Origin of the sequence: Amycolatopsis sp. NPDC051716, from assembly GCF_040681595.1 — a bacterium.
GTDB lineage: Bacteria > Actinomycetota > Actinomycetes > Mycobacteriales > Pseudonocardiaceae > Amycolatopsis.
In genome coordinates, this window is sequence record NZ_JBFAZA010000001.1 from 37692 (window position 1) to 64234 (window position 26543).

Annotated in this window: 28 protein-coding genes, 1 tRNA gene and 1 pseudogene; 15 read left to right on the top strand and 15 right to left on the bottom strand. The window is 71.2% G+C overall.

Going from position 1 to position 26543, the window contains the following annotated elements; genetic code table 11:
• The first annotated feature begins 164 nt into the window (after nt 1-164).
• A complete protein-coding gene (locus AB0M30_RS00185) occupies nt 165-3074 on the top strand; it encodes an AAA family ATPase (RefSeq protein ID WP_364577964.1) in 2910 nt (969 codons plus the stop codon).
• Between the two features lie 91 nt (nt 3075-3165).
• Entirely contained in the window at nt 3166-3774 is a 609-nt protein-coding gene (locus AB0M30_RS00190; RefSeq protein WP_364578720.1) for a hypothetical protein, read from the top strand.
• A 16-nt stretch (nt 3775-3790) separates the two neighbouring features.
• Here AB0M30_RS00190 and AB0M30_RS00195 read toward each other — a convergent pair whose 3' ends face one another.
• From AB0M30_RS00195 to AB0M30_RS00215, 5 genes are all read right to left on the bottom strand, one after another.
• A complete protein-coding gene (locus AB0M30_RS00195; protein ID WP_364578721.1) occupies nt 3791-4270 on the bottom strand; it encodes a G1 family glutamic endopeptidase in 480 nt (159 codons plus the stop codon).
• Nucleotides 4271-4285: 15 nt separating this feature from the next.
• Nucleotides 4286-4486 carry a hypothetical protein gene (locus AB0M30_RS00200; protein ID WP_364577966.1) on the bottom strand — a complete coding sequence of 67 codons (201 nt, stop codon included), beginning with the start codon at nt 4484-4486 and terminating at the stop codon, nt 4286-4288.
• A 229-nt stretch (nt 4487-4715) separates the two neighbouring features.
• The gene (locus AB0M30_RS00205; RefSeq protein ID WP_364577969.1) at nt 4716-5771 is read right to left on the bottom strand and encodes an ABC transporter substrate-binding protein; all 1056 of its coding nucleotides are present in this window, start codon (nt 5769-5771) and stop codon (nt 4716-4718) included.
• A gap of 1 nt (nt 5772) precedes the next feature.
• Nucleotides 5773-6675, bottom strand: a complete 903-nt coding sequence (locus tag AB0M30_RS00210) for an ABC transporter permease (RefSeq protein ID WP_360166221.1) — start codon at nt 6673-6675, stop codon at nt 5773-5775.
• On the bottom strand, nt 6665-7471 hold the full coding sequence (locus tag AB0M30_RS00215) for an ABC transporter ATP-binding protein (RefSeq protein WP_285987722.1): 807 nt from the start codon (nt 7469-7471) through the stop codon (nt 6665-6667). The genes AB0M30_RS00210 and AB0M30_RS00215 overlap by 11 nt, the downstream gene beginning before the upstream one ends.
• A 192-nt stretch (nt 7472-7663) precedes the next feature.
• Between AB0M30_RS00215 and AB0M30_RS00220 the strand changes: the two genes are divergently transcribed.
• Nucleotides 7664-9247, top strand: coding sequence for a sensor histidine kinase (locus tag AB0M30_RS00220; protein WP_364578722.1), 1584 nt, complete (start codon nt 7664-7666; stop codon nt 9245-9247).
• Nucleotides 9244-9903, top strand: a complete 660-nt coding sequence (locus AB0M30_RS00225; RefSeq protein WP_364577973.1) for a response regulator — start codon at nt 9244-9246, stop codon at nt 9901-9903. The genes AB0M30_RS00220 and AB0M30_RS00225 overlap by 4 nt, the downstream gene beginning before the upstream one ends.
• A 2-nt stretch (nt 9904-9905) precedes the next feature.
• Here AB0M30_RS00225 and AB0M30_RS00230 read toward each other — a convergent pair whose 3' ends face one another.
• Entirely contained in the window at nt 9906-10541 is a 636-nt protein-coding gene (locus AB0M30_RS00230; RefSeq protein ID WP_364577974.1) for a hypothetical protein, read from the bottom strand.
• A gap of 96 nt (nt 10542-10637) precedes the next feature.
• The gene (locus AB0M30_RS00235; RefSeq protein ID WP_364577977.1) at nt 10638-11450 is read right to left on the bottom strand and encodes an SDR family NAD(P)-dependent oxidoreductase; all 813 of its coding nucleotides are present in this window, start codon (nt 11448-11450) and stop codon (nt 10638-10640) included.
• A gap of 153 nt (nt 11451-11603) precedes the next feature.
• On the opposite strand from AB0M30_RS00235, the gene AB0M30_RS00240 reads away from it, so the two are divergent.
• On the top strand, nt 11604-12401 hold the full coding sequence (locus AB0M30_RS00240) for a serine protease (protein WP_364577978.1): 798 nt from the start codon (nt 11604-11606) through the stop codon (nt 12399-12401).
• Nucleotides 12402-12419: 18 nt separating this feature from the next.
• Nucleotides 12420-12644, top strand: coding sequence for an RNA-binding S4 domain-containing protein (locus AB0M30_RS00245; protein WP_308671636.1), 225 nt, complete (start codon nt 12420-12422; stop codon nt 12642-12644).
• Here AB0M30_RS00245 and AB0M30_RS00250 read toward each other — a convergent pair.
• Complete coding sequence (locus tag AB0M30_RS00250) at nt 12641-13582, bottom strand: Ldh family oxidoreductase (RefSeq protein ID WP_364577980.1); 942 nt, start codon at nt 13580-13582, stop codon at nt 12641-12643. The two genes, AB0M30_RS00245 and AB0M30_RS00250, sit on opposite strands and share 4 nt — an antisense overlap.
• A gap of 101 nt (nt 13583-13683) precedes the next feature.
• Between AB0M30_RS00250 and AB0M30_RS00255 the strand changes: the two genes are divergently transcribed.
• A complete protein-coding gene (locus AB0M30_RS00255) occupies nt 13684-13965 on the top strand; it encodes a DUF2277 domain-containing protein (protein ID WP_364577982.1) in 282 nt (93 codons plus the stop codon).
• 1 nt (nt 13966) lies between these two features.
• Here the strand turns inward: AB0M30_RS00255 and AB0M30_RS00260 are convergent, their stop codons facing one another.
• Both AB0M30_RS00260 and AB0M30_RS00265 read right to left on the bottom strand, forming a co-directional pair.
• Entirely contained in the window at nt 13967-14092 is a 126-nt protein-coding gene (locus tag AB0M30_RS00260) for a hypothetical protein (protein ID WP_364577984.1), read from the bottom strand.
• A gap of 23 nt (nt 14093-14115) precedes the next feature.
• Nucleotides 14116-14481, bottom strand: a pseudogene (locus AB0M30_RS00265) (VOC family protein); the annotation flags it as partial.
• On the opposite strand from AB0M30_RS00265, the gene AB0M30_RS00270 reads away from it, so the two are divergent.
• Nucleotides 14395-15234: a patatin-like phospholipase family protein gene (locus tag AB0M30_RS00270; RefSeq protein WP_364577987.1), complete on the top strand. Its 840-nt coding sequence runs from the start codon at nt 14395-14397 to the stop codon at nt 15232-15234. The pseudogene AB0M30_RS00265 and the gene AB0M30_RS00270 overlap by 87 nt on opposite strands.
• Here the strand turns inward: AB0M30_RS00270 and AB0M30_RS00275 are convergent.
• The gene (locus AB0M30_RS00275; RefSeq protein ID WP_364577989.1) at nt 15215-15685 is read right to left on the bottom strand and encodes a hypothetical protein; all 471 of its coding nucleotides are present in this window, start codon (nt 15683-15685) and stop codon (nt 15215-15217) included. The two genes, AB0M30_RS00270 and AB0M30_RS00275, sit on opposite strands and share 20 nt — an antisense overlap.
• Before the next feature lie 64 nt (nt 15686-15749).
• On the opposite strand from AB0M30_RS00275, the gene AB0M30_RS00280 reads away from it, so the two are divergent.
• Nucleotides 15750-15836 (top strand) — tRNA-Ser (locus AB0M30_RS00280).
• A 33-nt stretch (nt 15837-15869) separates the two neighbouring features.
• On the opposite strand, the gene AB0M30_RS00285 is transcribed toward AB0M30_RS00280, so the two are convergent.
• Nucleotides 15870-16343, bottom strand: a complete 474-nt coding sequence (locus AB0M30_RS00285; protein WP_364577991.1) for a MarR family transcriptional regulator — start codon at nt 16341-16343, stop codon at nt 15870-15872.
• A gap of 511 nt (nt 16344-16854) precedes the next feature.
• Between AB0M30_RS00285 and AB0M30_RS00290 the strand changes: the two genes are divergently transcribed.
• Nucleotides 16855-17784: a neutral zinc metallopeptidase gene (locus AB0M30_RS00290; RefSeq protein ID WP_360166192.1), complete on the top strand. Its 930-nt coding sequence runs from the start codon at nt 16855-16857 to the stop codon at nt 17782-17784.
• 66 nt (nt 17785-17850) lie between these two features.
• On the opposite strand, the gene AB0M30_RS00295 is transcribed toward AB0M30_RS00290, so the two are convergent.
• A complete protein-coding gene (locus AB0M30_RS00295; protein WP_364577994.1) occupies nt 17851-19392 on the bottom strand; it encodes a M28 family metallopeptidase in 1542 nt (513 codons plus the stop codon).
• An 81-nt stretch (nt 19393-19473) separates the two neighbouring features.
• Between AB0M30_RS00295 and AB0M30_RS00300 the strand changes: the two genes are divergently transcribed.
• Nucleotides 19474-20451, top strand: a complete 978-nt coding sequence (locus AB0M30_RS00300; RefSeq protein ID WP_364577997.1) for an NAD(P)H-quinone oxidoreductase — start codon at nt 19474-19476, stop codon at nt 20449-20451.
• A gap of 5 nt (nt 20452-20456) precedes the next feature.
• Here AB0M30_RS00300 and AB0M30_RS00305 read toward each other — a convergent pair whose 3' ends face one another.
• Complete coding sequence (locus AB0M30_RS00305; RefSeq protein WP_360166183.1) at nt 20457-21656, bottom strand: cysteine desulfurase-like protein; 1200 nt, start codon at nt 21654-21656, stop codon at nt 20457-20459.
• Nucleotides 21657-21790: 134 nt separating this feature from the next.
• Here AB0M30_RS00305 and AB0M30_RS00310 point away from each other — a divergent pair, with 134 nt between their 5' ends.
• A complete protein-coding gene (locus tag AB0M30_RS00310) occupies nt 21791-22372 on the top strand; it encodes a bacterial proteasome activator family protein (RefSeq protein ID WP_364577999.1) in 582 nt (193 codons plus the stop codon).
• Nucleotides 22373-22464: 92 nt separating this feature from the next.
• Here the strand turns inward: AB0M30_RS00310 and AB0M30_RS00315 are convergent, their stop codons facing one another.
• A complete protein-coding gene (locus AB0M30_RS00315) occupies nt 22465-23703 on the bottom strand; it encodes a polysaccharide pyruvyl transferase family protein (protein ID WP_364578002.1) in 1239 nt (412 codons plus the stop codon).
• 117 nt (nt 23704-23820) lie between these two features.
• On the opposite strand from AB0M30_RS00315, the gene AB0M30_RS00320 reads away from it, so the two are divergent.
• From AB0M30_RS00320 to AB0M30_RS00330, 3 genes are read left to right on the top strand one after another with little or no spacing between them, the layout of a single operon-like run.
• Complete coding sequence (locus AB0M30_RS00320) at nt 23821-24771, top strand: ABC transporter permease (RefSeq protein WP_364578005.1); 951 nt, start codon at nt 23821-23823, stop codon at nt 24769-24771.
• 3 nt (nt 24772-24774) lie between these two features.
• Nucleotides 24775-25590: an ABC transporter ATP-binding protein gene (locus tag AB0M30_RS00325; protein ID WP_360166168.1), complete on the top strand. Its 816-nt coding sequence runs from the start codon at nt 24775-24777 to the stop codon at nt 25588-25590.
• A complete protein-coding gene (locus AB0M30_RS00330; protein ID WP_014466521.1) occupies nt 25590-26498 on the top strand; it encodes a glycosyltransferase family 2 protein in 909 nt (302 codons plus the stop codon). Before AB0M30_RS00325 ends, AB0M30_RS00330 begins: the two co-directional genes overlap by 1 nt.
• The last annotated feature ends 45 nt before the right edge of the window (nt 26499-26543 follow it).

Sequence of the window (26543 nt, forward strand, 5' to 3'; positions counted from 1 at the left end):
GTGTGAGGACAGCACCGGCCACGTATTCGGTGAAAGGTTTACGGACGGATCAGCGCTGCTTAGGCTCCCGCGCACTGCGTCCTCCGGGGCCGAGCCCCAGACCCAGCCGGGGGCAAGCCCCCTGGACCCCCAGGAGCAACAGTGTGCGCGTCGAGGAGGGTCATATGTGGCTGACCACCCCCCGCCCCACCTCGGTGTCCGTCCGGTCCGGACCCGCCCGGCTGACCGGCCGCGACACCGAGCTCGACGCCATCGTCGCCGTCCTGCGGAGGCGCCCGGCCGCCATTCTCATCGAGGGCGAGCCGGGCATGGGCCGGACCCGGCTGCTCGCGGAGATCGGGCGCCGCAAGGAGTTCGACGGCGGCCGGGTGCTCACCGGCGCCTGCCAGCCGCTGCGTGAACCGTTTCCCTACGGGCCCGTCCTGGAAGCGCTTCGCGCGGTCGGTGCCGGGCCGCTGGGGCCGCTCAGCCCGGTCGCCGGTGTGCTGCGGCCGTTGCTGCCGGAACTCGCGGAAGCGCTTCCCCCGCGACCCGAACCCCTCGCCGACCCGGTCGCCGAGCGCCACCGCGTGTTCCGCGCCCTGCGGGAGCTGCTGGCCGCCTGCGGACCGGCGCTTCTGCTGATCGACGATCTCCAGTGGGCCGACGAGGACACCCGCGACTTCCTGCGGTTCCTCGCCGGCACGATGCCGCCCGAGCTGGCGGTGGTCACCGCCCACCGGTCCGCGCCCGAGGCGGGGGCGGCGACCCGGGGGGCGGCCTTCCGCACCGATCCGGCGGTTCATTCCGCCCGCGTGGCGCTCGGCGCGCTCGACGTCGCGGCGGTGCGCGAGCTGGCCGCCGGCCTCCTCGAACTGCCCCGGGTGACCGACGACTTCGCGGCCAAGCTGCACGAGTGCACGGCCGGGATCCCGTTCGTCGTCGAGGAAACGCTGCGGGCGCTGAAGGAAGCGGCCGACCGGCTCCCGGTCGGCGAGGTCCTCTCCGACCGCCTGCTCGAAAACCTCGAAGTCCCGGTCCTGCTGCGGGAAGCCGTCACCGACCGGCTTTCCGCGCTGCCGGGGCCGGCGGTGCGGCTGGCCGGCGCGGCCGCGGTGCTCGGCGTCGGCGCCGAGGCCGACGTGCTCGGCGAACTGGCCGGCCTCTCCGGCGACACCCTCCGCACCGCGCTGCTCGACGCCCTTTCCGGTGGGGTGCTCGGCGAGGTCGGCGACGGCAAGTACGGCTTCCGGCACCCGCTGGCCCGCAAGGCGGTCTACGACACCGTGAGCGGACCCGAACGCGCTTTGCTGCACGCGCAGGCGATCCGCGTGCTCGCCGCGCAGCCGTCCCCGCCGCTCACGCTGCTGGCCCGGCACTCCCGCGCCGCCGGCCGCGTCGACCAGTGGCGGCACTACGCGGAGGCCGCCGCCGACGAGGCGATCACGCGCGGCGAGACGTCCCGCGCGATCGACCTCCTGCAGTCGGTGCTCGCCGAACCCGGCCCGGCCCAGGCCGACGTCGGGCGCGTGGCGGGCAAGCTGAGCCAGGTCGCGCTGCGGGGGTTTCGCCCCGAAGTGCTCGGCACGCTGCAGCGCGTCCTCGAAGAGGTGACGTTGCCGCCGTCGGTCCGCGGCTCGATCCGGCTGAGCCTCGGCATGCTGCTGGTCCGGACCATCGGCGGGCTCGGCCGCGGCCGGCTGGAGGTCGAGCGCGCGGTCGGCGAGCTGACCGACCGGCCGGACCTCGCCGCTCGCGGGATCACCCTGCTCGCCCAGCCGATCGACGGGCTGACACCGGTGTCGTGGCACGAATCCTGGCGCGCTCGCGCGGGCGAGGTGTACGAGCGGCTCGACGACCCCGAGCTGCGGCTCGCGCTGACCGCCGACCGCATCGCCGCCGCTTCGCACGTCGGCGACGGCTCGGCGTGGGCGGAGTTCGAAGCGCTGTCGGACACGGTCGGCACCGTCGCTGAGCGCGTCCAGCTGGCCCGGTTGTGGTGCAACCTGGCCGACGGCCAGTCCTGGGCCGGGCACCTCGACCGCGCCGAACGGCTGGTGACCGAAGGCGTCCGGCGGGCGACCGACGCCGGCGCGTTGTACGCGATCGGCCTGATCCAGGGCACCCGCGTCCGGCTGGACTGGGTGCGCGGGCGCTGGACCGGCCTGGCCGAGGCCGCCGAGCAGCTGCGGGACAGCTACCCGGAGCTCGGCCCGATCGTCATGGAGTCGTCGCTGGTGCTCGGCGGGCTCGCGGCGGTGCGCGGGGAGTTCGCCGCGGCGCAGCGGCACCTGACCTCGGCGAGCGTGCACGCGCCGGATCGCGGCCCGATCCCCGTGGTGCTGTCGGCCGCGGGGGTGCTGATCTCGGTGCTGCTGGCGACCGACGACGTCGACGGCGCCTGCGCGGCGGCCGACACCGCGATGGCCGCCGCCGGGCGCAAGGGCGTCTGGATCTGGGCGGCCGCGCTGGTCCCGGTGGCGGCGCAGGCGTACGCGCGGGCCGGGCGCTGGCCCGAGGCCGACAACGTCGTCGAGGCGTTCGCGCGCGGCATCGAAGGCCGGGACGCGCCGGTGGCCGCGGCCGCGCTCGTGGCGGGTCGTGCGGTCTTGCTCGAAGCACGCGGCAAGCACTTGGCCGCGGCGACGCTGTACGACGAAGCCGTGTCGGGTTACGCGGCCCTGCCGATGCCGTACCCCGCGACGGCCATGCGCGAACGCGCGTCGATGTGCCGCCTCGCGGCGGGCAACCGTTCGGCCGTCGACGAGCTGACCGCGGCGGCCGAGGCGTACGAGCAGCTCGGGGCGACCCGCGACGCCGGACGCTGCCGTCACCAGCTGCGCGAGCACGGCGCCTGGGCGCCATCCCAGCGCGGACGGCGCGGATACGGGAGTGAACTGTCGCCGCGCGAGCGGGAAGTGGCGCGAATGCTCGCGGAGGGCCGGACGAACCGCGAGATCGCCGACGGGCTGTTCCTCTCGCCGCGGACGGTCGAACAGCACGTGGCGAAGGTGCTCCGCAAGCTCGGCGCGCGTTCGCGGACGGACGTGGCGAGGAAACTGCCGGGCGAGGTGGCGACCGCACCGGCTGGCTAGCGCGGCGTCGCCGTCCTACCTTGAGCGCGTGACAGAAGAGGCACTTCCCGCGTGGCGGCGGCGGACGTCCGGCGAGACCCGCTGGCCCGCGATGGGCGTCGTCGTCGCGACGCTCGTCCTGCAGGTCGTCCTGCCCGATGACATGGCGCTGCACCCGTGGTGGCTGCTGCCCGGCGTCTCCGTGCTGCTCGTCGTCGCCCTGCTGCTGGTCAACCCGGGCCGGATGTCGCAGTTCAGCGCCATCGAGCGGACCATCTCGCTGCTCATCGTCGCCATCGTCACCGTGGTGAACGCCTGGTCGGCGGCGAGCCTCGTCTACGCCATCGCCACGGCGACGATCGGCGACCGCGCCGGGGCCGTGCTGGTCACCGGCGGGATCGTCTACTGGACGAACATCGTCGCCTTCTCGCTCTGGTACTGGGAGTTCGACCGGGGCGGCCCGGGCCGGCGGGCCGCAGGCCGGGCCGAATTCCCCGACCTGCAGTTCCCGCAGATGGCCGACCCGGACCTGGCGCACCGGGACTGGGAACCGTCCTACCTGGACTACCTCTACTTCTCGTTCACCAACGCGGCGGCCTTCAGCCCCACCGACGTGATGCCCCTGCGGATCTGGGCGAAGATGACGATGATGCTGCAGGCCGTCATCTCACTGGTGCTGGCGGTCATGGTCGTCGCGTGGGCGATCAACAACCTCAAGTGACCCGGCTCGATCCGACTCAGTGGCGGGTCATCGTGAAGCTCTGGCCGTCGGAGCCGACGGCGCTCGGGCTCCAGGTGTAGCGGCCCCGGTCGTCGGCGTTCAGGCCGGACGGGCTCGTCGAGGCCAGGTTCGTCCCGTTGAACTTGACGCCGGTGAACTTGATGCCGCCGGAGATCGACGGGTACGAGTCGGTCGGCGACTCGATGATCGCCTCCGCCGACGCGTGCTTCGACGTCAGGGACTTGGTGGTGCTCTTCGACCAGCCCTTGGTCGTGTCGGCCAGGTCCAGCCGGTAGGTGTTGGTGGCGGTGCGCGTCACCGTCGCGGTGATGTGGTCGCCCGCGCTGACCGAAACGCTGTAGTACACGGGCGCGGCCGGGTACATCTCGTACCAGGCCGAATACACCGGACGCCCGCTGGAGCAGTCGGTCTCGACGCCGGTCTGCTCCACAGTGGACGATCCGTCGCCGTCGATGCCGACCCACGGCGCGAACAGGTCGTTGGTGGACGTTCAGCTCACGGACGGTTCCGTCCAGCTCGCCGTCGCCGTCGTGAAGCTGCCGAAGCTGACGTAACCGCCCCAGTTGCCGCCGGAGAACTGGTTCCCGTGGAAGTGGGCGCCGTACTCGACGGCGGCGTGGGCCGTGCCGGAGACGGCGAGACCGGCGGCTGCGGCGGCGATCGCCGTGAGGACGCGAAGGGTTTTGGACATGCGGGGACTCCGTTCACCGAGGGGGACCGGGGAAAGCCGTGTGTGCCCAGTGTTGGATTCGCGCCCGCGAGAAGGTAGCTACTTTCGAAGGGTCTTCACATTCCGGGAAATACTCACCATTTGCCGTATTTACGCGGGAATGAACGAAAAGACCCGTGAAGGCCTCCGCGGGGGAAGAGGCCTTCACGGGTCCATGTCGCTCACCTACCGCCCGGTCAGGTGAGCGGGGCTATTGCTGCGCCTGCGCGTGCGCGGCGTCCACGAACCGGGTCGTGTACGTCTTCGACAGGTCGATCTTGTCCTTCTTCGGCTTGACGTTGCTCGACGACGCACCGAGCACCTTGAGCACGTTCTGCGCCCCGGCCGGGTCCATCCGGCCGTCCTTGGTGAACATCGGCAGGCTGTCCTCGAGCGACTTCACGTACAGCGCCTTGTCCCCGCCGGCGAACGACGGCGGCATCATCGCGGCGACCTGGTCCGGCGTGTGCGACGAAATCCACTTCAGGGTCTCGACGTACGCATTGGCCAGTTTCTGCACGATGTCCGGATAGCGCTTCACGATTTCGCAGCCCATGTACAGCGAGCTCGCCGGGTACAGACCGCCCAGCGCCGCCTTGGTGCCTTCCGGCGTGCGCATGTCGTAGAGCACCTTCGCCTGGCCGGTGTTCGTCAGCTGCGCGATCGTCGGGTCGGTCGTCATCCCGGCGTCGATCGAGCCCTGGTTCATCGCCGAGATGAACGTCTGCCCGGCGCCGACCTTCACCGGCGTGTACTCCTTCGAGCTGACGCCGCCGCGCGCGGCCAGCGCCTTGGTCAGGAAGTCCGTCGACGAACCCAGCGACGTGACACCGAGGTTGCGGCCCTTGAAGTCCGCGCCCGACTTGATGTCGCCCGCCTTCTTGGTCGCGACCATCTCGGCCTCGCCCGGCACGTTCGCGAACTGCACGACGCTTTCGATGCACTGTTCCTTGGCCTGCAGGTCGATCGTGTGGTCGTAGAACCCGACGACCGCCTGCACCTCGCCGGCCAGCAGCGACGTCTCGGCGTTCGCCCCGGACGGCTGGTCGAAGAGCTCGACGTCCAGGCCCTGCTTCTTGTAGGCGCCGATCTGCTGGGCCAGCTGCCCGGGCAGGTAGATCACCTTCGACAGGCCGCCGACCATGATCTTGACGTGCGGCTGCCCGCCGGTGCCGAGCGAGATCTCCCGCGAGTCGCGGCAGGCGGTGAGCCCGGCCGCGGCGACGGCGACCGCGGCCACCACGCCGACTGTCCTTTTGAGACGCATGTCAGACCGCCTTGATCGCGGCTTCGGAGGCGGACGGCGGGCGCCACCGCAGCAGCCTGCCCTCCAGCGTGCTGATCCCCCACTCGGCCAGCAGCGCGACGACGGTGATGATCAGCATCCCGGCGTACACGCCCGCGGTGTCGAACGTGCCCTGCGCGTTGGCGATCAGGAAGCCCATGCCGGCCTTCGCGCCGGTGTACTCGCCGACCACCGCGCCGATCAGCGCGAAACCGAACGCCACGTGCAGCGACGACAGGATCCACGACGTCGCACTCGGCAGCACGATCGACTTCAGCACCTGGCCGCGGGTCGCACCGAGGATGCGGGCGTTGTCGATCAGGTTGCGGTCGACCTCGCGGGCACCGGTGAAGGCGTTGAAGAACACCGCGAAGAACACCAGCACGACGACGGTCGCGACCTTCGACGACAGCCCGAGCCCGAACCAGATGACGAACAGCGCGGCGAGCACGATGCGCGGCAACGCGTTGGCGGCCTTGATGAACGGCGCCAGCACCTGCGCCAGGTACGCGCTGCGGCCGAGGACCACGCCGAACACGACGCCGAAGATGGCGCCGATGACGAAGCCGATCGCGGCCTCCTCGACGGTCACCAGGATCTGGTACCAGATCGAGCCGAAGTCGGTCCCGGCGCTGAACCACTCGACGAGCCGTTCCCAGATCTTCGACGGCTTCGAGTAGAAGAACGGGTCGATCCAGTACGTGGCGGTCAGCTCCCAGCTGCCCAGCCAGACGACGACGATCGCCAGGCGCAGCAGCCAGATGTTGCGCCTGCGCTTGGCCGTGGCCTGCTTCGCGCGGGCCAGGATGTCCTGCTCGGTCTCGAGGACCGGCAGTACCGTCTCCCGCCCACCCGACGGCGCCCCGGTCGAGGTCTCAAGCGACATTGCTCGCTCCCTTCTCACGGGCCTTGTCGACCTCGCTGCGCAGTGATTCCCAGATGTCGGCGTAGAGCTTGCGGAACTCCTCGGTGAGCCGCAGGTCCTCGACCTTGCGCGGCCGCTCCAGCGGGATCTCGAAGACGTCCTTCACGGTGGCGGGCGACGACGTCAGGACGACGACCTTGTCCGCCAGCGCGATGGCCTCGTCGAGGTCGTGCGTCACGAAGATCACCGCGGCACCCGAACCGGACCACAGCCGCAGCAGCTCGTCCTGCATCAGCGCCCGCGTCTGGACGTCGAGCGCGGAGAACGGCTCGTCCATCAGCAGGATCTTCGGCTTGGTGACGAGCGTCTGGGCCAGCGCGACGCGCTTGCGCATGCCGCCGGAGAGCTGGTGCGGGTAGTACTTCTCGAACCCGGCGAGCCCCACCCGGGCGATCCAGTCGACGGCCTGCGCGCGGGCCTCGGCCTTCGGCACGCCGCGGAACCGAGGGCCGGAAGCGACGTTCTCCAGCACCGAACGCCACGGCATCACCGCGTCGGTCTGGAACATGTAGCCGACCCCGTCCGGAATGGACTTCACGTCCTCGCCGTTCACCCGCACCCGGCCGGCGGACGGCGGCTGCAGGCCGGAGACCAGCGAGAGCGTCGTCGACTTGCCACAGCCGGTGGGGCCGACGACGGCGACGAACTCGCCGGGCTGGACGGTCATGGTCAGATCGCGGACGGCCGTGTGCACGGACCCGGACCCGCTCGGGAACCGCTTGGTGGCTCCGGTGAGTTCGATCAGTGGGGGAACCATGGTGGAGGTGACTCCTTCGTCACGTGGTGGGGCTCACGTTGGGAAGGGACGTTAAGGACGCGTGGCGCCCGCGTGAAGCTTGTCGACGTTCTCCGCGCCGGCTGTGCGTTCTGAATGTTTTGCTCATTTAGCGCACGGGCTTGACCTGGGGGTATGTTCCCAGCCATGCCAAAGTGGGCGCTCTTCCCGCGGATGCGGTTCAGCAGGCAGGTGCTGCTGCTGCAGATCGGCGTGGTCCTCCTCGTCGTCGGGATCGGCGTGGCCCTGGTCAGCGTGCTGCTCTCGCGCACGCTCAACGACCAGTACGGGGAACGGGCCCTGGCCATCGCGAAGTCCGTCGCCGCCGACCCCGTCGTGGTGGCCGACACCGCCGCGAAGATCCCCGGCGGTGCGCTGGAGGAACGCGCGCTGGCCGTGGGCGATCGCACCAACGCGCTGTTCGTCGTGATCACCGACGACCGGGGTATCCGGCTCGCGCACCCGACCCCCACCGAGATCGGCAAGAAGGTCAGCACCTCGGCGGAGCGGGCGCTCGCCGGGTTCGACGACATCAACACCGTGGCGAGCGGCACCCTCGGCCTGTCCGTCCGGAGCAAGACGCCGATCTGGACCCCGGACCACAGCCGGGTGGTCGGCGAAGTCAGTGTCGGCTTCGAGGTGGCCCAGCCGATCAGCGAGTTCAACCAGAAGCTCGCGATCACGCTGCTGTTCGCCGGGGGCGCGCTGCTGCTCGGCGCGGGGGCGTCGGCGCTGCTGAACCGGCGGCTGCGGCGCGTCACCCACGGCCTCGAACCGCACGAGCTCACCGAGCTGCTCTACGAACGCGAAGCGGTGCTGCACGGGATCGGCGAAGGTGTGCTCGCCGTGGACGAGAACAACCGCATCTCGGTGCGCAACGACGAAGCCGAGCGCCTCCTCGGCACCGAACTCCCGATCGGCGCGGCGCTGGCCGAGCTCGAGCTCAGCCCCCGCCTGCACAAGGCCGTCGGCGAGGGCCGCCCGGTCGACAACCTCCTCGCGGTGGCCGGGAACCGGGTGCTGGTGATCAATTCGCGGGCCGTGCGCCTGGACGACCGGCCGATCGGCACCGTGCTCACCTTCCGCGACCGCACCGACCTCGACACGCTCACCCGGGAGCTCGACGGTATCCGCGCGCTGTCCGACGGCCTGCGCGCCCAGCGGCACGAGTTCGCCAACCGGCTGCACACGCTCTACGGGCTGCTCCAGCTCGGCCACCACACCGAAGCCGTCGAGTACCTGCAGACGCTGACGGACTCGTCGTCGGCGCGGCCGAGCGAGCTGGGCGACGCCGTCGCCGACCCGTACCTGCAGGCGCTGCTCGTCGCGAAAACCGAGCAGGCGCAGGAAAAGGGGCTCGTCCTCAAGCTCGCCGAAGACACCTGGGTGCCCACGACGGTGACCGACCCGATCGCCGCGAACACCGTGATCGGCAACCTCGTCGACAACGCCCTGCACGCCGCGCGGATGGGCCCGCGGCGGCCGGCGACCGTGGAGATCGGGCTGCTCGCCGAGGGCGGCACCCTGCACGTGTCCGTTGTGGACAGTGGCCCCGGCGTGCCGGCGGACCTGCGGCGGCGGTTGTTCGACGAAGGCGTCTCGACGAAGATCGCCCCTGGGCACGGCCTCGGCCTGGCGCTCGCCCGGCAGGCCGCCCGCGCCCGCGGCGGCGACGTCTGGCTGGCCGACCCCGGCGAAGGCGAGACCGGCGCCCTGTTCGTCGCCAAACTGCCCGGAACGCTGACGGAGGACGGATGATCCGCACGCTGATCGTCGACGACGACTTCCGGGTCGCCGGGGTGCACGCCGGCTTCGTCGAAGAGGTCGAGGGCTTCGCGGTGGTCGGCACCGCGCACACCGCCGCCGAGGCGCGCGCCCGCGTCCGGGAACTCGCGCCGGACCTGATCCTGCTCGACGTCTACCTGCCCGACGAGTCCGGCCTCGCGGTGCTCCCGGAGCTGCAGACGGACACGATCGTGCTGTCCGCGGCGACCGACAGCGCCTCGGTGGCCGCGGCGATCCGGGCCGGCGCGCTGAACTACCTGATCAAGCCGTTCACCACCCGCCAGCTCGCGGAGCGGCTGACGTCGTACGCGCGCTTCCGCGGCCTGCTCGCCGAAGACCGGGCGCTGGCCCAGGACGACGTCGACCGCGCGTACCGCGTGCTGCACGACCAGGACCGCACGACCGCGCCGAAGGGCCAGTCGACGGCGACGTCCCGGCTGGTCTCGGAGCAGCTGCGGCGCGCCGGGCGGCCGCTGTCGGCCGCGGAGGTCGCGGGCGAGCTGGGCATGGCGAGGGCGACGGCGCAGCGGTACCTCACCGCGCTGGCGGAGTCCGGGACCGTCCAGATGCGGCTGCGCTACGGCGCCACCGGCCGCCCCGAGCACGAATACCTCTGGTCGGACGCCTGAACTCAGCGGCCGCCGTAGCGCCGCGCCATGCTCTCGGCGACCTCGACCCACGCCTGGATCGGGTTGCTCACCGGCGGCGGGGTGGCTGACGACGGCAGGTCGACCCGCGCCTCGGCGTCCTCGTCCGGCACCGGCTTCTTCGGCTGCGGTTTCGGCAGCGCCTGCGCCTGCGTTTGCCCCTGCTTCGGCGCCGGCTTCGCGGGCACCGCCACGTAGACGGTCTTCGGGGCGGGCGTGACGGCGGGCGGCGCCGGCGGAGCCTGGGCGACCGGCGATTCCGGCGCGGGTGCCGCGGCCACCGCCGGGCGCGCGTCGAGCTGAGCGACGTCACGTTCCGGCGCGAACAGGCCGCCGGTGAAGAGCCCGCCGCCCAGCCAGCCGGCCGCGACGAGCAGCACCGCGGCCCCGCCACCGAGCCACGTGCGGGCGCGGCGCCGGATCACCACCGACTTCGGGCGCAGGTCCTGGTCGCACACCGGCGGCCGGGTGTAGATCGGCTCCTCGAGCTGAGCCACCTCGCCGTCGGTGCGGCGGCGCCGGGGCAGGCTCGCCGCGACGATGCCGGTGCGATCCAGCAATTCCACCGCGGTGCGGTCGCTGGACGGACGGGTCGCACTGCGCGGTGCGGTGCGAAGCATCGGGGACCTCCGGGACGGGGCTGGCGGACCCCCAGCATTCTGGACCGTTTCGGACGGTTCTGTCAGAAACGCAACTCCATTGAGTGACAGCGCGGCTCAGCTCTGCTTCAGCCCGAGCCGGGCGAGCGCCGCCAACGGCCGCTGGTAAGCCGAGCCGAGCACGCGCGGAATGGCGTCGATCACGTAGGCGTCCGGTCCGATGAGGATCCGCGCCGACTTCCGCTCGATCCCGCGCAGGATCGTCTGCGCCGCCTTCTCCGGGGTGGTGCGGGCGATCCGCTCGAAGCCCTGCGCGGCCTTTTCCTGGTCGTCGGCGCCACCGCGGGAGTTGCGCACGATGTTGGTCTTGATCCCGCCCGGGTGCACGCAGCTCACCGCGACCGGGTGCCGGGCGATCAGCATTTCCTCGCGCAGCGCTTCGGTGAATCCGCGCACCGCGAACTTCGCCGCGTTGTAGGCGCTCTGCGTCGGCACGCCGACGAAGCCGAACACGCTGGAAATGTTGACGACGTGCCCGTCGCCGGACGCGATCAGGTGCGGCAGGAACGCCTTGGTGCCGTTCACGACGCCACCGAGGTTGATGCCCATCAGCCAGTCGTAGTCCTCGAACGTCATTTCCTCGACGGTCGCGCCGAGCGCCACGCCCGCGTTGTTCACGACGACGTTGACCGCGCCGAATTCGTCGGCGACCTCTTCGGCGTGCGCGAGCACGGCGCCGCGGTCGGCGACGTCCAATGTGTACGCGCGGGCGTTGCCGCCGGCGAGCCCGGCCGTCTCCTCGGCGTTCGCGGTGACGACGTCGGACAGCGCGACGCGGGCCCCGCGCCGGGCGAACTCGCACGCGAGCGCGCGGCCGATGCCCGAGCCGGCTCCGGTGATCGCCACGACCTTGTCCGCGAACTGCTTCATCGGCTCTCCCGACCGTCCGTGAGTTCCCCGGTGTTACTCCCGAGTAGGGAATCGTAGCGGCTGTGAGCTTGCTGTGGGTGTGCTGATTGTGCCGGTGCGTCGTCCTATGGTGGTCTCTTCGGCAGCACCGACGACAGGTGAGACGAGGAGGCGATGACCGTGCGGCGGCCGGCCGTCCTGCTCACCCTCGCCGCGATCGTGCTGCTCGGCGTGACCTTCGCCGTGGTCGTCGCCGCCCGGCCGGCCCAGCTGGCGAGCGCGACGACACCGGAGCTCGCCACGGCCGAGGCGGCTCCGGCCGACCTGCCCGCGGTGTCGAGCCCCGCGGTCGGAGCGCTGTTCGCCGAGGGCGAGCACTACTGCACCGCCAGCGTCGTGCACAGCGAGCGCGGTGACGTGCTGCTGACCGCGGCCCACTGCATCCACAACGGCGAGGGCGGCGGTTACGTCACCGGCGTCACCTTCGCGCCCGGCTACCACGACGGGGTCGCGCCGTTCGGCTACTGGGCGGTGTCGGACGAGCTCGTCGCGCCCGGCTGGGCCGCGTCCTCGGACCCGGACCTCGACGTCGGCTTCGCCACCGCGCACCAGGCGGGCGCCGCGAAGTCCCTGGAGAGCCTGGTCGGCGCGAACCTGCTGGCCACCGGCACCGCGTTCGAGCAGGCCATCACGCTCACCGGCTACCCGGACGACTCCGAGGTCCCCGCGGTCTGCCGGAACACCACCGCCAAACAGGACACCTACCAGCTGCGGGTGGACTGCGCGGGCTTCCCGACTGGCACCAGCGGCGGCCCGTGGGTCGCCGGGCAGAACCCGGAAACCCGGCTCGGCACGGTCATCGGCGTCATCGGCGGCTTCGAGTTCGGCGGCGACGACGCCGACACGTCGTACTCGAGCTACTTCGACACCGACGTCCTCGCGCTCTACCGGCAGACGACCGCCCGCACCTGAGGCGGCATGATGCGGGGCATGAGCGAGCCCGTCGACGTACCCATCACCGGAGAGCCGATCCGGCTCGGCCAGTTCCTCAAGCTGGCCGGCCTCGCCGAGGACGGCTCCCACGCCAAGGACCTGATCGACGCCGAAGAGGTCACGGTCAACGGCGAGGTCGAGACCCGCCGCGGCCGCCAGCTGACCGACGGCGACGTCGTGGCGGTGGGCCCCGCCCGCGGCAAGGTGATCCTGGTCCGCTAACCGACGCTGGTCAGCGGCGGCAGGCCGAGCGACCGGGCGAGCGCGTCGAGTTCGCGGCGCACCGGCCCGGCCAGTGGCACGCCCAGCGCGCGGCACTGCTCGAGGTGCTGGGCCTCCCGCCAGCCGGGGTAGCGGATCGGCGCGCCGCCGTCCCAGCCGAGCATGCTGCCGAACAGCGCGCTCGCCGCGCGGTAGAAGCCGTCGGCGCTGCGCAGGGTCGTCGGCGCGATGGCCAGCACCAGCAGGCCGGTGTCGTGCTCGTGGTCGGCGACGCCGGAGAGCACCCCGGCGAGGACCTCGACCAGCAGCGTCAGCCCGGCCGCTTCCGAGCCGGGGCGGTCCATGTCGAAGACGAACTCGGGGTACGCGCCGCCCGGCGCCGCCATGCCCAGCGGGTTCATCGGCTGGCCGGGCTCCCCGCTCGCGGCCAGCACCAGCCCGATCATGGCGTGCGGCAGCGCCCGCGCGGCGTGGTGCCCGGCCCGGCCGAACGGCCCGATGCCGCGCAGCGAGACGAGCCCGACGCCGAAGCGGCCGGCCCGCGTCACCGCCCGGTCCATCGCGTCGCCGACGGCCCAGAGGCCGAGCGCGCGGCGGTAGTCGATCAGAGCGGCGGCCCCGCGGTCGGCGATCATCAGCGGCTCGGCGTGCGGCACGACGAGCCCGTTCTTCAGCAGCGGCAGGTGCACGCGGGTCAGGTCGGCGACCCCGGTCTCCGGCGAGCCGGTGAGATCGCCGTGGCAAAGCGCTTCGGCGGCGATGCGGGCGCGCGCTTCGGGGAGACCGTGCGCGGCGAAGACGTGCGCCACGAGGGTGACCAGTTCGTCGGCCCGCACGCGGGGCCAGGCCTGTTCCGGGATCGGGGTTTCCGGAGCCTCTTCTTCGAGGATGCCGGGTTCGGGGCGGGCGGAGCGGAACGGGCGTGGTCTGAGGGGCACTTCCCCGACCTTGCCCAGCGGCGGTTCGGGCGTCAACGAAGCCGGGCCCGGCCTACCCGACCGTGTGATCGATGCCCGCGAAAAGCCGTACCCTGAGCGGCATGTGCCGAAACATCACCACCCTGCGGGGGCTCCAGCCGGCCGCGACGGGCGAGGAGATCGAGGCCGCGGCCCGCCAGTACGTCCGCAAGGTCACCGGCGTGCAGTCGCTGTCGGACGCCACGCGCGAGCCGTTCGAGGCGGCGGTCGCCGAAATCACCGAAATCACCACCCGGCTGCTGGAGCAGCTGCCCGAGCGCCGCCAGCCGCCGGCGACCGTGCCGCCGCTGCGCCGCCCCGAGGTCCAGGCGCGGATCGCCGCGAAGGCCATGCGCCAGCCCTGAGTCAGCGCACGCGCTGCGCGTAGCCGCGCTCGCCGGTGTGGTCGACGCCGTCGTCCTTCGCCAGGCTGTAGAGCCGGATTTCGGTGCCGAGTGCTCGACGCCGAGCTCGTCCAGCCGAGCGATCCACGCGTCGCCGGCCGCGCGGCCGGCGATCGAGAAGCAGACCGGGTCGAACCCGGCGAGCCCCGCGGCGGCCGCCTCCTGCACGCGCAACGCCACCGGCACGCCGTCGATCGCCCCGGCGACCCCGCGCACGACACCGTCGGCGTCCGGGAACTCGTGGGTGACGTCCAGCCCCAGCACGCGCTCGTACCACGCGCGGCTGCGCGCCAGGTCGCTCACGGGGAACTTGACGTGGCGGATGCCTTCGATCCTGGAGGGGCATCCCGGCGGCCGGGAATTGTCGGACCCCGTCGCTAGGCTGCCCGCATGGGCCGACAAGCTTTGGTTTTGGGTGGCGGCGGGGTCGCCGGAATCGCGTGGACGACGGGGTTGCTGGCGGGCTTGGCCGAACACGGCCAGGACCTGACGGGCGCGGACCTGCTCGTCGGGACGTCGGCGGGGTCGGTCGTGGCGGCGCAGGTGGCGAGTGGGCGGCCGCTGGCGGAGCTGTATGCGCGGCAAGCCGATCCGGCGCAGCAGACGCCGGAGATCCCGGCCGAAATCGACTTCGAGAAGTTCGCCGCCGACTTCGGCGGCGCGGTCACCGGCGCGACCGACCCGGCCGAGGTGCGGCGCGCGGTCGGGCGGCTGGCCCTGGCGGCCGAAACGGTGTCCGAGGCGGAGCGTCGCGCGGTGATCGAGGCGCGGCTGCCGGTGCACGACTGGCCGGCGCGGCGCCTCGTGATCGTGGGGGTGGACGCGGAGACCGGCGAGCCCCGCCGCTTCGACCGCGAGTCCGGCGTCTCGCTGGTCGACGCGGTGGCGGCGAGCTGCGCGGTCCCGGGCATCTGGCCGGCGGTGACCATCGACGGCCGCCGCTACGTCGACGGCGGCGTCCGCTCGGCCGAGAACGCCGACTACGCAGCCGGCTTCAAGCGCGTGACCGTGGTTTCGCCGCTGGGCGCGGACGCCCCGCTGCCGATGGAGAAGCCGCTGCTGGAGGTCCTGGACGACCTGCGCGCGGCGGGCGCCGAGGTCACCCTGATCACGCCGGACGAGGCCTCGAAGGCAGCGGTAGGCGCGAACCCGCTGGACCCGGCCACCCGCACCCCGGCCGCCGAAGCGGGCCGCGCGCAGGGCGCGGCCCTCACTTTGACCTGGACCTGAGCGGCCGAGCCGGCACCAGCAGGCCGGCGATGCCGAGCAGCAGCCCGCCGCCCGCGAGGGCGAAGATCCAGGGGCCCGGCAGCCGGACCTCCCGCGCGGTGTCGGTCGCCGGCTCGGCCTTGCCGGGCCGGTAGCGCACCTCGAAGCGGGTGCCCCGGACGTAGCCGGGGCCGGTCCGGAGGTGGGTGTGGCGGTCGTAGTGCGTGGGCGTCCGCACGTCCATGAGCCGGCCGTCGACGCGGGCGACGACCCGGTCCAGGGCCACCACCCGTTCCACGGTCGCCGGAACCACCACCGAACCGGCCCGGTCCCGGAGCGTGGCCGCCAGGAAGACCACTCCGCCGAAGGACACCAGCACGATCGCCAGGCAGGCCATCGAGAACGCCGTCACCGGCGGACCCGAGGCGTCGGCCGGCCAGCCGGGGCCGTCCGGATCCCATCGCGTCTTCACGGCGTGACGACGCCGGAGGCGCGGCCGGGGTTGCCCGGAACCGTCGGCTACCCTCGTGGGCAGGGGTAGCGTGTCCGAGCGGCCGAAGGAACATGTCTTGAAAACATGCGAGGGGGCAACCTCTCCGTGGGTTCGAATCCCACCGCTACCGCACTGAGCACCCGGGCGCGCCGAGCGCCCGGGTTCAGCTTTCCGGCTCCAGCAAGTGCGCCTGCACGCGTTCGAACGCGGCGGCGATCGTCGCCTGCTCCTCGGGGCTCAGCAGGTCGATGAGGTGCTCGCGCACGCCCTCGACGTGCGTCGGCGCCGCTTTCTCCAGCAGCGCCTCGCCCTCGTCGGTCAGCTCCGTGATCACGCCGCGCTTGTCCTCCGGGTCACGCGCCCGCCGGACCAGGCTCGCTTCCTCCAGCTTGGCCACCTGGTGCGAAAGCCGGCTCTTCGTCGAGCCCATCAGGAAAGCCAGTTCCGACATCCGCATCCGGTGGTCGCGCTGCATCTGCAGGCAGACGAGCACTTCGTAATCGACCAGTGACACCTCGTGACACTCGGTCAGCTCGCGGTGCAGCCGCTGCCGCAGCAGGAGGGTCGCCACGATGTAGGAGCGCCACGCCGCCATCTCGGCCTCGTTCAACCACCGCACAGCACGCTCCTCGGTCATAAGACAGCCTAGAACGCTGATCAAGGAACCGCGCGGTCCGAGTCCGATTCGTCTGCCGGTGAAAATACCGTGGCAACATCGCCCGAAGGTGGGGTTACGAAAAGGTTGAGACTCGGCCGGGAAAGGCGCATTCTGCTTGTCGGCGGACGTTCGGCCAGGTAAGCGGCGCGGCGACGGCGACGTGCCGGCCCGGCTCCCCCGCCAGGAGAGGTCAGGTGGTTGTGTGACGGGTGAACCTCGCGGTTGACCGCCCGCTGCGTCCCCGCGACCGGAACGGACACCTACCGGTTCGGCCGCGACTGTGAACAGCCGAGAGCGGGCTTCCATGCGCATCACGCATACGGCGTCGGTCGGGCCTGGCTCCGGTCACGGTCTCGGAACCCGTGACGACAGCGCCTGAACGCCGGCCCCGGAAGCGGCCAGCCGCTCGACCAAAGACATACCTCGGTACAAAGAGCCTGGGCACGGCAGTCAGCGCGACGGCCGTGCCCAGGCTCGTTACGATTCCCGGGTGAGATTCGACGACGACGCCGGCCTGGACACGTCCGAAGTCCAGGACCTGCGCGGAAGCGGTGGAGGCGGCGGCGGGATCGGCGGCCGCGTGGCGCTCGGCGGCGGTGGACTCGGCGTCGTCGGGCTGATCATCTACTTCGTGTTGTCCCAGCTCGGCGGGGTCAGCGCGCCGAGCGGGAGCGGCCTGGGCGGTGGGCTCGGCAGCGTCGGGTCCGGCCAGCAGGTCGACAACTCCAAGCTGTCCAGCGAGTGCAAGACGGGCGCGGACGCCAACAAGAACCACGACTGCGCCATCGTCGCGGTCGTCAACTCCGTCCAGGACTACTGGGCGCAGCAGTTCGCGCGCTCCGGCTCGACCTACCAGAAGGCGCCGACGAAGTTCTTCAACGGCGGCGTGCGCACCGGCTGCGGCAGCGCCACCTCGGACACCGGCCCGTTCTACTGCCCGGCCGACTCCGACGTCTACATCGACCTCTCCTTCTTCGACGAGCTGAAGACCCGCTTCGGCGCGCAGGGCGGGCTCTTCACCGAGTCGTACGTGCTCGCCCACGAGTACGGCCACCACGTGCAGAACCTGCTCGGCACCTCGAAGAAGGGCACCGGCACCGGCCCCACGTCCGGTTCGGTCCGCCTGGAGCTGCAGGCCGACTGCTACGCGGGCGTCTGGGCCAACCACGCCTCGACGACGCCGACCGAGAGCGGCAAGCCGCTGATCACCGACGTCACCCAGGACGACGTCAACTCCGCGCTGGACACCGCGTCCCGCATCGGCGACGACTACATCCAGGAGAACCTCGGCGGCGGCCAGGTCGACCGCTCGAAGTTCACCCACGGCACGTCGGCGCAGCGCAAGAAGTGGTTCACCACCGGCTTCCAGACCGGCGAACCGGCTCGCTGCGACACCTTCGGCACGAACAACCTGGGCTAGGAGAACCGGCCGGCAGAACGACGACGAAGGGGCCGCCCCAGCCGGGACGGCCCCTTCGGTCTTTCGTCAGGCAGTCAGCGCGTGCGGGTCACCGGCCACGGCGCGGGCGGAGAAGTTCCGCTGCGCACCGCGTTCGGCGGCCTTCTGCTTGGCCGCCTTGGCCTTGCCCGGCTGGACGCCGTTGATGCTCTCGGTGCTCGTCGCGTAGACGCCGAGGGCCCAGGCGACGCCGTCGGCGTTGCGGTCCAGCGCGACCCGGTCGATGTTGCCCAGGTTGTCGCACGCCTGGTGGTAGCACGGGTCGAACGCGATGCCGGCCGTGCCGCCCCACTTCGCCGCCTGCGCCGGGGTCTTCAGCACCTCGGCGCCGGTGTCCAGGCCGCCGGCCGGGATGCCGACGGCGATGAACTCGCCGTAGTCCGAGCGGCCGGTGAAGTCGGTGCCTTCGAGCGACACGCCCCGCGCGGCCTGCATGAAGTCGACGAAGGTCTTCTCGATCTGCGCCGAGCCGTACGGGCCCGCGCCCGCGCCGACGCCGTCGGAGTTGTCCCCGTCGTAGGCGAAGTAGCCGGCGTTCGGCGAGCCGATCATGTCGAAGTTGAGGTACAGCGCGATGTCGAGCTGCTGCTCGAACGTCAGCTGGTCGACGTAGTAGGTCGAGCCGATCAGGCCGAACTCCTCCGCGCTCCAGAAGCCGAAGCGCACGCCGTTGTTGACCTTCGGGCTGCTCCCCAGCTGCAGCGCGGTCTCGAGCAGGGTCGCCGAGCCGGAACCGTTGTCGTTGATACCCGGGCCGGCCGGGACGCTGTCGAGGTGCGACCCCAGCATCACGACGTTGTCCTTGCGGCCGGTCTTGGTCTCGGCGATGACGTTGTAGCTGGTCCGCGCCTCCTGGAAGGCCCGCAGCTCCAGCGTCACGTTCTGCCCGCCGAGCGTGGCCAGCTGCGCCCCCGCGGCCGCCGTCACGCCCCCGGTCGGGATCTTCGCGTTCTCCGGGCCCCCGAGCGTCCCGTTCAGGGCGCCGTCGGTGTTGTTGTAGACGATCGCGCCGATCGCGCCCGCGGCCGCGGCCGTCTGCTGCTTCTGCGCGAACGAGCAGCCGCCGCGCTTGATCAGGGCGATCTTGCCCGCGACGTCCGCGGTGTAGTCGGTGGCCTCGCAGCCGCTGGTGTCGTCGACGGCGACCACGGCGAGCGGCGCGGTGATGCCACCGACCGGCGTCGACGTCGTGTACTCCATGGCGATGACCGGGACGTTGGCGCCGCCCGCGGTCAGCTTCTCGGCCAGGGTCTCCGAGTAGGTGAACGGGAACTCCTGGCGGGTGACCTGGAAGCCGGCCGCCTCGAGCTTGGTCGCGATGTACTCGGCGGACTTCTTGTGGCCTTCGGTGCTCGCCGCCCGCGTGCCGCCGTTGGTGTCGGCGATGCGCTGGAGCGCGATCAGGTGCCGGTTGACGCCGTTGGCGTCGACCTTCTTGACAAGCTGCTTCGCCAGGGCCGGCCCGTCGGGAACGGTGTTCGCGGCGGCGGCCGGGGTCAGGCCGAGCACCAGCGTCGCGCCGGCGGCCAAGGCCAGCGGCGGGAGAAATTTCGTTCTAAAGGGTGACATGGTTGCTCACCTTTGTTCGATATGCGAAGTCCGTCAATGCGCCTTTCGGCGGGAACTTTGCCGCCGGTATACAGTCGACACATGTACGCGATCACCATCCGTGAACCAGGTGACCCGGACGTTCTCGAGTGGGCGGAGGTCGCGGATCCGCGTCCCGGCCCCGGCGAAGTGCTGCTGGAGGTCGCGGCGAGCGCGGTGAACCGCGCGGATCTGCTGCAGCGCCAGGGCCACTACCCGCCGCCTCCCGGCGCCAGCGAAACCCTCGGCCTCGAGTGCTCCGGCACGATCGCGGAACTCGGCGAAGGCGTGACCGGCTGGAACGTCGGCGACGAGGTCTGCGCCCTGCTCTCCGGCGGCGGTTACGCGGAGAAGGCCGTCGTCCCGGCGGGGCAGCTGCTGCCGGTGCCGGGCGAGATCGACCTGCTCACCGCGGCCGCGTTGCCCGAGGTGGCCTGCACGGTGTGGGCGAACGTCGTGATGCACGCGAAGCTCACCGAAGGCGAGGTGCTGCTGGTCCACGGCGGCGCCGGCGGCATCGGCACGCACGCCATCCAGGTCGGCAAGGCGCTCGGCGCCACCGTCGCCGTCACCGCGGGCTCGCCGGACCGGCTCGAAAGCTGCCGCCAGCTCGGCGCCGACCTCACGATCAACTACAAGGACCAGGACTTCGTCGAGGTCCTCAAGAAGGAAACGGGTGGCGCGAACGTCATCCTCGACAACATGGGCGCGTCCTACCTGGGCCGCAACGTCGACGCGCTGCAGCAGGACGGGCGGCTGGTCATCATCGGCATGCAGGGCGGGGTGAAGGGCGAGCTGAACGTCGGCACGCTGCTGGGCAAGCGGGCTTCGGTGTTCGCCGCGGGCCTGCGGTTCCGGCCGCTCGACCAGAAGGCGGCGATCGTCGCCGACGTCCGCGAGCGCCTGTGGCCGCTGGTCGCCGAGGGGCTCGTCAAGCCGATCGTCGGCCAGGTCGTGCCCATGTTCGAAGCCGCGACCGCGCACCGGATCCTCGAAGAGGGCAGCGTCTTCGGCAAGGTGCTGCTGGCGGCGAAGTCCTAGCCGCGTCAGCGCAGTTCGTCGAGCACCCGCACGAGCTGGTTGATCTCGAAGACGTTGGAGTAGTGGGCGAGCCCGATCCGCACGGCGCCGCCCACTTCTCCGACGCCGAGTGACGCGAAGACGCCGCTCGTGCCGTCGTCGGCGAAGGCGCACAAGCCCTGCGTCGCCAGGTACTCGGCGACCTCGGGCGACTTCTTGCCGGCGACGGCGAAGGCGAGCGCGGGGATCCGGCGCATGGCGTTGCCGATGACCATGATGTGCCGCAGCGACAGCAGTTCGGTGGACAGCTGCGCGAGCAGCCCGGCGTGGTAGGACTTCGCCGACCCGAGCGAGGTGACCAGGCGCTCGCGCCGCGAGCCGGTGGCGGCGTCGTCGAGGCCGGAGAGGTAGTCGATCGACGCGATCAGCCCGGCCAGCAGCGGATAGGCGTGCGGGCCGAGCTCCAGCCGGGCGGCGCCGCGGGCCATCGGGTCGAGCGAGGCCGACGGGATGCGCTCGATCAGCTCGGGGTCGCGGAAGACCAGCGCGCCCACCGACGGGCCGCCCCAGGCCTGCGCGGACACGACCATGACGTCGGCGCCGAGCGCGTTGATATCCAGCGGCAGGAAGGGCGCGGCGTAGGTGGCGTCGACGACGACGAGCGCGCCGACCCGCTTGGCGAACTCGATGATCGTCGGCACGTCCGGCCGGGTGCCGACCGAACCGGACGCGAGCGTGACGGCGACGGCCTTGGTGCGCGCCGAGACGAGCTGCTCGTACTGCCACGCGGGCAGCTCGCAGGTCTCGATGTCGATCTCACCCCAGCGGATGACGGCCCCGACGCGCTTGGCGGCGCGCTGCCACGGCGCGAGGTTCGCCTGCTCGTCGAGCCTCGAGACGACGAGCTCGTCGCCGATGGTCCAGCGCTCGGCGAGCGCGTCGACGAGCCGGCGCAGCATCACCGGCGCGCTCGGCCCGAGCACGACGGCGGCCGGGTCGGCCCCGACCAGGTCGGCCACGGCCCGGCGGGCCGCGGTCACGATGCTTTCCGCGCGTTGTGAGGCCGGAAACGCTCCGCCCGGCCCGGACACCGGGGCGCGCATCGCCGTGGAAACGGCCGATGCGACCTGTTCCGGGACCAGCATTCCGGCGGCGCCGTCGAAGTGAATCCAGCCGTCACCCAGCGCGGGAAAGAGCCCACGGATACGAGCGACGTCGAACGCCATGGGGACACCGTACGGACGTGCGGTTTCGCCGTGCGTCCGGGGTTGGGTGGAGAGCCACCGGGAACCCGTGGAGCCGCTACGCTCGGAGACGGACACCCCGTGGGTGTCGCGGAGCGTGTCGAACGCAAGCCAGGATGGAGCACATGACCGAGCCGAACTTCACAGCGGGTGACCCGGGCCAGGAATCTTCACCCCACGTGGTGGTCGTCGGACCGGACGGCACGCCGGTCGGCGCCACGCAGCTGCCCTCCCCCGACGCCGGCGCCGAGCACCCCGAGTCGGTGGGTGACCTCGTCGAAGAGCCGGCGAAGGTGATGCGCATCGGCACGATGATCAAGCAGCTGCTGGAGGAGGTCCGGGCGGCCCCGCTGGACGACGCCTCCCGCACGCGGGTGCGCGAGATCCACCAGACATCGATCCGCGAGCTGGAGAAGGCGCTGGCGCCGGAGCTGCAGGACGAGCTGGAGCGGCTGGTCCGCCCGTTCACCGACGACTCGACGCCGTCGGACGCGGAGCTGCGGATCGCGCAGGCTCAGCTGGTGGGCTGGCTGGAGGGGCTGTTCAGCGGAATCCAGACGGCCCTGTTCGCCCAGCAGATGGCCGCCCGGGTCCAGCTGGAGCAGATGCGGCGCGGGTTGCCGGCGGGCCCTTCGGGCGCGGTCGGCCACGGGCACGAGCACGGACCGGGCATCTCGGGAACGGGCCAGTACCTCTGACGGCCGAGGTTGTCCACAGACCGGAGGGCCTGTGGACAACCTCTGTGGACAACTAGGGGCTGTGGACGCCTGCGGCCACCCCGGACAACCGCTCAGCCGAGGATTCGCCTCGACCAGCGACGCCGGAACGACTCCGGCTGCGGTTCATCCGACGCGCTCTCGGGAATCCGACGCACTACCGGGGCGTACACCGTCTTCGCGATCTCGACCTTGGCCCGTCGCAGGTGCGCGAGGGTGTCCGCCGAGTAGCCCCCGGCCGTGGGGCGATCCGGCACCTGGGTGAGATCCTCCAGCACCGTCCAGTTCGAGCCCAGCGCAGCCAGCGAGCGGTGCTTCGTCGCGTAATAGTCCGGGTTGATGGAGACCGCCACCCCGGACGCGCCGGCCGCCGCCGCCAGCATGTGGATGTGGAAGCGGGTGGAAATCCACGTCTGGCGGGGGTTGGCCGGCAGGCCGTGCGCCCAGATGTGGGAAAACGGGTAGAACCGGGCACCGGGCAGCTCGCGCTCCAGCAGGGCGAACACCTCGCGGTCGACGCGGGGCACCCCTTCGACGACCCCGACGCGCTCCGGCGGCACCTTCCAGGCGCGCAGCATGGACAGCACCGCGCCCGCCAGCTTGCCGATGCCGACCTCGACGAGGTCGGACTGGAGGCACAGCATGACTTCCGGCTGGTCCTCGGCGGCCTCGTAGCGGTGCGGGCCGATGTCCAGGAACGCGTCGTCGATCCCGGGCTGCACGTCGACGAGGGCCGCCGACGCTTCGTCGCGGACCTCCACGACGTCGAAGTGGTCCAGCAGGCTCAGCAGCAGGGGCGTGACGTCCTCGCAGGCCGGCACGAGACCGTGCCCGGTCATCGCGGCGCGGCCACCGGACCGTTCCACCGCCGCGGCGGCCCCGGCGAGCAGGCCGAGCTGCTTCGGCCACAGCTTGTTGATGTAGCCGCCGCCGACGACGTGCACGACGTCGGCGGTGGCGAGCAGCTCGATCCCGCTGTGCAGGCGAGGCATCATGCCGGGGTTGTGCACCGCCTCGCGCACCCAGGCGGCCACCTGCCACGGCTCTTCCGACGGCGCCTCCCAGCACAACCGCCAGAGCGTGTCGGTGAACTTCGCCCGGGGGTGGATGCCGTCCAGCAGGACCGCCGCGGGCCCCGGAGAGTGCGTGTCCACCCAGACGTCGGCGTCCGGAGCCGTCGCGGCCAGCTCGCCGAGCCAGCTCGCCGCGATGAGCTCGTCGCCGTAATTGGGGTGCCCCACCGGAGCCACCAGGTAGTAGAGAGCACGCTGGGCCGACTTCGTCGACGAATTCTCACCGGGAGCGACCGCCATGCGGCGAATCGTACGGTGTGACGGACTGTAATCCAGGTCACCTTCGCGCCCCCGGCGAGCGCGAGTTGCGGGCGGGGTGGCCAGGCCGGTGCCGGACCCATCGGTACCCTCGTCTTCGTGCATGCCACCAGCACGGTTCAGGCCGCAGACTCACCCGTGACGACTTCGGCGCTCCCGACGTCGGACAGCAAGACGTTCTCGCGTGCCTTCGCCGACATCAAGTCCGGATTCAGTGCCCGCGAGCTCTGGGGTCACCTGGGCTGGCAGGACATCAAGCAGAGATACCGCCGCTCGGTGATCGGGCCCTTCTGGATCACGATCAGCCAGGCCGTCCTCGCACTCGGGCTCGGGCTGCTGTACTCGCAGCTGTTCAAGCTGCCCGTCGAGGTGTTCCTGCCCTACATCTCCACCGGCTTCATCATCTGGGGCTTCATCAGCGGCTGCCTGTCCGAGGGCATGGAGACGTTCATCGCGAACGAGGGGCTGATCAAGCAGCTCCCGGCGCCACTGAGCGTGTACATGCTGCGCACGGTGTGGCGGCAGACGCTGATGCTGGCCCACAACCTGATCGTCTACGTGGCCGTGCTGGCGATCTTCTTCAGCGCCCTCAGCAACAAGTACTCGCTGCTGGGCAACGGGTCGTGCGTCCCGGGCCACATCTGCCACCCGGGCCTCAGCTGGAACATCCTGCTGGCCATCCCCGGTTTCGTGCTGCTGGCGCTCAACGCCGCCTGGGTGACGCTGCTGTTCGGCATCATCTCGACCCGCTTCCGCGACATCCCGCAGGTCGTCAACTCGCTGATCCAGCTGCTGTTCTACGGCACGCCGATCGTCTGGCCGGTGGACCAGCTGATGACCGGCGGCACCCGCGAGGGCGCCTCCTGGATCCTGCCGGTCGTCAAGCTCAACCCGCTCTACCACTTCATGCAGGTGGTCCGCGCGCCCCTGCTGGGGCAGGAGTTCTCCCCGGGGAACTGGATCGTGGTCGGCTCCATCACCGTCGTCGGTTGGGCTCTCGCGCTGGTCGCGATGCGCAACTACCGTGCCCGCGTCTCCTACTGGGTGTGACACATGGTTTCCATTGACGTCCACAACGCGTTCGTCGACTTCCCGATCTTCGACGCGAAGACGCGGTCGATGAAGAAGAAGGTCCTCGGCAAGGTCGGCGGCAAGATCGGCACCGACACCAAGGTGCCGATCATCGAAGCCCTGCACGACGTGTCCCTCAACCTGCGTGAAGGCGACCGCGTCGGCCTGGTCGGGCACAACGGCGCCGGCAAGTCCACGCTGCTGCGCCTGCTCGCCGGGATCTACGAGCCGACCCGCGGCTCGTCGCGGATCAAGGGCAAGATCGCGCCGGTGTTCGACCTCGGCATCGGCATGGACCCGGAGATTTCCGGCGTCGAGAACATCATCATCCGCGGCCTCTTCCTCGGCATGACCGCCAAGGAGATGGAGAAGCGGGTCGACGACATCGCCGAGTTCACCGAGCTCGGCGACTACCTGCAGATGCCGCTGCGCACGTACTCGACGGGTATGCGGGTGCGGCTGGCGCTGGGTGTCGTCACGTCGATCGACCCCGAGATCCTCATCCTCGACGAGGGCATCGGCGCGGTCGACGCGGCGTTCCTCAACAAGGCGCGCGACCGGCTCAAGGACCTCGTCAAGCGCTCCGGGATCCTGGTGTTCGCCAGCCACTCGGACGAGTTCCTCTTCGAACTGTGCGACTCGGCCATCTGGATGGACGAGGGGCACCTCAAGCAACAGGGTTCGCTGCGGGACGTCCTGACGTCGTACAAGGGCCGTGACCCCTTCGAGAACATGAGCCAGGAAACCTTGGAGCGCTTCGGCATCGAGCCGGCGGCGATGACGAACGGCGGGGAATGATGGCCAGCGAGACCCGGCAGCTGCCCGACGGCGCGGTCGTCGGCGTGGTCGTCACGCGGCACCGGCGGGAGCTGCTCGCGGACTCGCTGAAGGTCATCGCGGCCCAGACCCGGCCGGTCGACCACCTGGTGGTCGTCGACAACGGGCCGGACGACTCCGCGCGCGAAGTCGTCGAGAACTACCCGCTGCCGCACACGTACCTGCCGTCGCACCGGAACCTCGGTGGCGCCGGCGGGTTCGCGCTGGGCATGCTGCACGCGCTCTCGCTGGGCGCGGACTGGATCTGGCTGGCCGACGACGACGGGCGCCCGGCCGACGAGAACGTGCTCGCGATCCTGCTGGAGGAAGCGGAAAAGCGGGACCTGGCCGAGATTTCGCCGGTGGTGTCGAACATCGACGCACCGGACAAGCTGGCGTTCCCGCTGCGCCGCGGCCTGACCTGGAAGCGTTCGCAGTCCGAGCTGGGGGCCGACTTCCTGCCCGGCATCGCGTCCCTGATGAATGGCGCGCTCTTCCGCGCGTCCACTTTGGACGTCGTCGGCGTGCCGGACCTGCGGCTGTTCTTCCGCGGCGACGAGGTGGAGCTGCACCGGCGGCTGGTCCGGTCGGGGCTGCCGTTCGGCACGTCGCTGAAGACGAAGTACCTGCACCCGGACGGCTCGGACGAGTTCAAGCCCATGTTGGGCGGCAAGTTCCACGCGCAGGACCCGGAAAACGAGGTCAAGCGGTACTACACCTACCGCAACCGCGGCTATCTGCTGTCCCAGCCGGGCATGCGGAAGATCGGCGCGCTGGAGATCGTCCGCTTCGGACTGTACTTCGTGGGCGTGAAGCGGGACCCGAAGGCGTTCCTGCAGTGGCTGAAGCTGGTGCGGCAGGGCCGCGCCGAGAAGTTCTACCGCTACTGATCCCGCAACGGAAAGGCCCCCGCTCTCGTCGCGGGGGCCTTTTCC